The 4,428-nt window shown below is 48.9% G+C and carries 4 protein-coding genes, 5 tRNA genes and 1 rRNA gene; 1 reads left to right on the forward strand and 9 read right to left on the reverse strand.

Annotation, left to right across the window (positions count from 1 at the left end; genetic code table 11):
* The 5 genes from N7387_RS20915 to N7387_RS20935 all read right to left on the reverse strand — a co-directional run.
* Window positions 1-117: GTP-binding protein (locus N7387_RS20915; RefSeq protein ID WP_000031649.1), on the reverse strand; the 117-nt coding region annotated here is incomplete at its 3' end.
* Window positions 118-227: 110 nt separating this feature from the next.
* Window positions 228-303, reverse strand: a tRNA-Thr gene (locus N7387_RS20920).
* 6 nt (window positions 304-309) lie between these two features.
* Window positions 310-384: transfer RNA gene (locus N7387_RS20925), tRNA-Gly, on the reverse strand.
* Window positions 385-486: 102 nt separating this feature from the next.
* A tRNA-Tyr gene (locus N7387_RS20930) sits at window positions 487-571 on the reverse strand.
* Window positions 572-587: 16 nt separating this feature from the next.
* A tRNA-Thr gene (locus N7387_RS20935) sits at window positions 588-663 on the reverse strand.
* A 386-nt stretch (window positions 664-1,049) separates the two neighbouring features.
* Here N7387_RS20935 and coaA point away from each other — a divergent pair.
* A complete protein-coding gene (coaA, locus tag N7387_RS20940) occupies window positions 1,050-1,994 on the forward strand; it encodes a type I pantothenate kinase (RefSeq protein WP_025152624.1) in 945 nt (314 codons plus the stop codon).
* Between the two features lie 28 nt (window positions 1,995-2,022).
* On the opposite strand, the gene birA is transcribed toward coaA, so the two are convergent.
* The 4 genes from birA to N7387_RS20960 form a co-directional block, all read right to left on the reverse strand.
* Complete coding sequence (gene birA / locus N7387_RS20945; protein ID WP_262883892.1) at window positions 2,023-3,003, reverse strand: bifunctional biotin--[acetyl-CoA-carboxylase] ligase/biotin operon repressor BirA; 981 nt, start codon at window positions 3,001-3,003, stop codon at window positions 2,023-2,025.
* Window positions 3,000-4,037, reverse strand: coding sequence for a UDP-N-acetylmuramate dehydrogenase (murB, locus tag N7387_RS20950; protein WP_262864851.1), 1,038 nt, complete (start codon window positions 4,035-4,037; stop codon window positions 3,000-3,002). Before murB ends, birA begins: the two co-directional genes overlap by 4 nt.
* A gap of 137 nt (window positions 4,038-4,174) precedes the next feature.
* Window positions 4,175-4,290: ribosomal RNA gene (gene rrf / locus N7387_RS20955) — 5S ribosomal RNA — on the reverse strand.
* Between the two features lie 34 nt (window positions 4,291-4,324).
* A tRNA-Thr gene (locus tag N7387_RS20960) sits at window positions 4,325-4,400 on the reverse strand.
* Window positions 4,401-4,428 lie beyond the last annotated feature (28 nt).

The raw sequence follows: 4,428 nt of genomic DNA on the forward strand, positions 1-4,428 counted from the left end.
GGTTTTTGCCAGAACGGTAGTGATTGCAGCAGTCAGGGTAGTTTTACCGTGGTCAACGTGGCCGATAGTACCAACGTTAACGTGCGGTTTCGTACGTTCAAACTTTTCTTTAGACATTAGTTGTCCCTCTAAGACACGGAATCGGTGGTTTCACCACATCAACCAAGCAGTATTGCTTGTCTGGATATTTACAGGGAAAAAAATCAAGGAATGGAGAACAACGGAAGTGGTGCTGATAGGCAGATTCGAACTGCCGACCTCACCCTTACCAAGGGTGCGCTCTACCAACTGAGCTATATCAGCACATCTTGGAGCGGGCAGCGGGAATCGAACCCGCATCATCAGCTTGGAAGGCTGAGGTAATAGCCATTATACGATGCCCGCGTGAACTCGGCTACCTGACTTTAATCTGCTGTAACTGAATCCGGAGTATTTTACATCGAAGGAGTCTTGAGTAAAACACTCAGGATAATAATTCACATTGGATGGTGGTGGGAGAAGGATTCGAACCTTCGAAGTCTGTGACGGCAGATTTACAGTCTGCTCCCTTTGGCCGCTTGGGTATCCCACCTTTCCAAATTGTTAAATGGTGCCGGCACCAAGAGTCGAACTCGGGACCTACTGATTACAAGTCAGTTGCTCTACCAACTGAGCTATGCCGGCATCAAGTGCTGCGCATTCTATGGAGACTTTGCGCAGGATGCAACAAAAAAATCGCTGAAATTGTTCTTTTGCTCACAAAGTGGACATTCTTCCGTATTTTGCTGTTTTTTTCAATAGGTAATGTACAAATTAGCAGCGATCCTTATCACGTAAACTCTCAGTAATCACACCGATGAACTACCGTATACATAAATAATCCGCTTATTTTTAACGCCTTCTTTATGTCATGTGCAATGTAATTTATGTCCGCGACATCAAAAAAAATGCATTTTTTCAAAAAAATTGCTACGCCTGACTCCCATCTCTCGCTATGATGCGATTTATTTTCAGCCGGTACGGGTATTAATGACCTGTCCAACCTGCGTAATAAAGGCAGCTGTTGGTTTATGTATAAAGAAAAAGCGCTCTCTCCTTACCTCCATTTCAGCCGCAGTCAGTGGGCAACCCTGCGTAACTCCGTTCCGATGACGTTGTCTGAGCAGGAAATTGATGATCTGCGCGGTATCCACGATGAAATCTCGATTGATGAAGTTATCGCGATTTATCTGCCGCTGTCGCGTCTGCTGAACTTCTATATCAGCTCAAACCTGCGCCGCCAGGCTGTTCTGGAGCAGTTTCTCGGCAGAAATGAAGCGAAAGTCCCTTATGTGATTGGTATTGCCGGCAGTGTCTCTGTCGGGAAAAGTACCACAGCCCGGTTATTACAGGCGCTCCTGAGCCGCTGGCCGGAACATCGCAAAGTAGATTTGATCACCACTGATGGTTTTCTTCATCCCAATTCTGTGCTGAATGAACGCGGTATCATGAAGAAGAAAGGATTCCCGGAATCCTATGACATGCATAATCTGGTGCGTTTCGTTTCTGAAGTGAAATCCGGTAACCCCCGGGTGCTGGCGCCGGTTTATTCGCATCTGACCTATGACATTATTCCGGATAAACAGCTGGTCATTGAGCAACCGGATATTGTGATTCTGGAAGGTCTGAATGTGCTGCAGAGCGGGATGGATTACCCGGATTCTATGCACCATGTCTTTGTGTCCGATTTTGTGGACTTCTCTATTTACGTGGATGCACCGGAAGAATTACTCAAGAGCTGGTATATCGGACGGTTTCTGAAATTCCGTCAGGGTGCATTCAGTGACCCGAACTCCTATTTCCACCACTATGCACAGCTTGAAGAGAGTGAGGCCGTCAGTATCGCCTCAACCATCTGGGATGAGATCAACGGCCTGAATCTGCATGAAAATATTCTGCCGACCAGAGAACGGGCCAGTCTGGTGATGACCAAGGGCACCAATCATATGGTGACAAATGTTAAACTGCGGAAATAATCATTTTTTCTGTTAAAAACAAACCGGCTCAGGCCGGTTTGTTTTTTGCATTCACACCGCGAAGTGATATTTCTCCGCCGATATAGGGCGTAATTTCACCGAACTGATCTAATAATAACGCACCCTGTCCGTTTATCCCTCTGGAAACGCCAAAGACCTCACGCTCACCAATAATCAATTTTACTTCACGATTAAGGTAGTTATCGAACGCATACCAGCGTTCAATAAACGGGGTCAGTCCGCTTTTTTCAAACAGGTGCAGCGCATCCGTCAGATGTTTAATAAACTCCGCAGATAATATATTACGGTCGATCTGAATACCGGATTGCTGCAGGTTGATCCACTGCTGACCAATCTGATCCGTACCGTTACTTTCCATGGTCAGGTTAATCCCGATTCCGATAACCACATGCGCGGCATCCCCGGTTTTTCCCTGAAGTTCGACCAGGATCCCGGCCAGTTTTTTGTCATCCAGATATAAGTCATTCGGCCATTTGACTTTTACACCTGTCGCACCCAGCTCATGCAGTGTCTCGGCAAGCACAATACCGACGACCAGACTCAGTCCGATAGCCGCAGCAGGTCCCTGCTCAAGACGCCAGTACAGAGAAAGATACAGATTGCGGCCAAACGGAGAGATCCATTGCCGCCCGCGGCGACCACGTCCGGCATACTGGTATTCTGCTACACAGGCGTCGCCGGATGTCAGTTCCCCCACTTTATCCATCATATGCTGATTAGTGGAGCCGATGACCGGCAGCACTTCAACATTTCGTCCGGGCAGCAGTGTGCGGATCACATCCGGCTGTAGCAGATTCATCGGTGCAAAGAGACGGTAGCCTTTACCGGTAACCGTTTCCATCTCTATACCCATCTCACGTAAGGTACGGATGTGCTTATTAACTGCGGCCCGGGTCATTCCCAGCTTATCGCCGAGTTGTTCACCGGAATGAAATTCACCGTCGGATAAAATACCGATCAGCGTCAGCGGTACACTGTAATCTTTCATGCAATAGCCTCTGTGGCACTGATTTCACCCTCTGTACCGATAAACCGGACTTCCGGCTCCAGCTGAACCCCGAAACGGGCAGCAACCTGCTGGCGGACATAACGGGCGAGACGGATAACATCATCACCTGTCGCATTATCTCGGTTGATTAATACCAGCGCCTGATTCATATGCACCGCTGCTCCGCCTACCCGGTGGCCTTTCAGCTGGCACTGGTCGATAAGCCAGCCGGCAGCCAGTTTGATTCCGTCCGCCACCACATATTGCGGGCAGTCCGGATATTGTGTTTTGATTTTCTGCGCACACTCCGCAGTCACAACCGGATTTTTAAAAAAGCTGCCTGCATTGCCGGTTACGGCCGGGTCCGGCAGTTTGCTCATCCGCATCTGACAAACCATATCAAATACCTGCTGAGGAGTGACAGTCGCAGGATCCAGCGATTTCAAATCGCCGTAGCTCAGATTGGGTTTCCATACTTTCGGCAGTTTCAGACCCACCGCTGTGATGGCATACCCCTGCTGGTAATCATGTTTGAAAATACTGTCACGATAGCCAAAACGGCATTCTTCTGCGGTCAGGCGTGTTGTCTGCCCGTCTGACAGAGAGGTGACATCCACATAGTCACAGACGTCTTTAAATTCGGTACCGTATGCCCCGATATTCTGAATCGGTGCGGTACCGGCACAGCCCGGGATCAGCGCCAGGTTTTCCATGCCGTAAATACTGTTCACCAGCATCCAGCGGATTAATTCATGCCAGTTTTCACCGGCACCCACTTCGATAAACCAGGCATCCGGTGTTTCCCGGACCGTTTTTCCGGGGATCCGGTTAATGACAACGGAGCCATTGAAATCCTCAGTAAACAGTACATTACTGCCACCGCCTAACAGCAGGAAGGGGGATTTTTCCGTTTGTGCAGCCAGCCATAAGCGGCAGAGATCAGAAATGGTCTCTGCGACATCAATATGCCGGGCACCGGCTTCGATACCAAATGTGTGTAACTGGCGGAGTGAATCAGCAGGTTTGAGGGACATAATGAAAACTCATCTGACAAATATACGGTCTAGTTTATCAGTCCGCAGACGCGGATCCCAGCACTGCGGGATTTGTATTTTGGCGGGCTGTAAATGCAAAAAAGCCACTCAGATGAGTGGCTTTCTTTAAATATAAAACCTGGCGGTTCCCTACTCTCACATGGGGAGACCCCACACTACCATCGGCGCTACGGCGTTTCACTTCTGAGTTCGGCATGGGGTCAGGTGGGACCACCGCGCTACGGCCGCCAAGCAAATTCTTTTCTGTTTCTGCCGAACTAAATTAATGGTGCTGATACCCAGATTCGAACTGGGGACCTCACCCTTACCAAGGGTGTGCTCTACCAACTGAGCCATATCAGCAAAAATCTGTGCTTTTGCACAGACTTTA

Origin of the sequence: Morganella sp. GD04133, assembly GCF_029835375.1 — a bacterium.
Classification (GTDB): domain Bacteria; phylum Pseudomonadota; class Gammaproteobacteria; order Enterobacterales; family Enterobacteriaceae; genus Morganella; species Morganella morganii_B.